This is a genomic window from Mesorhizobium sp. WSM4830 (assembly GCF_055811495.1).
The window spans coordinates 1-669 of the sequence record NZ_JBVVQI010000107.1 but is presented as its reverse complement, the minus strand read 5'-3'; the positions used below and the strand labels follow the sequence as shown (position 1 = coordinate 669).

At 63.1% G+C, this 669-nt stretch carries 1 protein-coding gene; it reads right to left on the bottom strand.

Going from position 1 to position 669, the window contains the following annotated elements; genetic code table 11:
• A partial coding sequence (locus AC0L2Y_RS34560) for a helix-turn-helix domain-containing protein (RefSeq protein ID WP_473562334.1) occupies window positions 1-524 on the bottom strand: 524 nt, incomplete at its 3' end.
• Window positions 525-669: the final 145 nt, after the last annotated feature.

Genomic DNA, 669 nt, shown 5'->3' with positions numbered 1-669 from the left:
GCATGGCAGCGCAAGACAGTCGGCAGATCCTGGTGGACGACGAAGCGTGCCCAGATAAGGCGACTGAAGCCAAGCACCAAGGAGAATAGCCAGACGATTCTCGGCGTGGTCGGCTCATCGGCAAAGACGACATTGAACTGGGCGAAGTCGACCTGCGCCTGCTCGCCGGGCGGGGTCTCGAAGCGAACCTCGTATCCACGCTCCGCCGCGGCAGGACGGACGTCGCGCAGGAAGTCGGTAACGGCCGTGTAGCCGCCGCCATAGCCGAGGTCCTTCAGTTCGCGGAAAAGCCGGCTGCCGGTGAGCCCAGGACATCGCGTGACATGTTCGCGAAGATGGGCCGTGAAGGGATCGATTACCGCCTGACGCGGCTTGCGCGGTCCGTAGGCCGGAGCCTCGAGCCCGCGCGCAATGTATTTGCGCACCGTCTTGCGGTCGATCCCGCTCTCCCTGGCGATCGCCGACACCGACAGGCCCTGCCGATGCAAATCCAGTATCATCATCATCTCCCCGATCTTGATCACCGAAATCCCTCTCCCGACCATCAGGAGAAGCATCAACGATCACGCGCCGCCGGTCTCCCGGAGCGCGCTCCGGAAGACCGGCGACAGCGCTAAACTGGGGAAGATTCAAACGGCACTTCTGGGGAGTATTGAGCCGGCATCGACA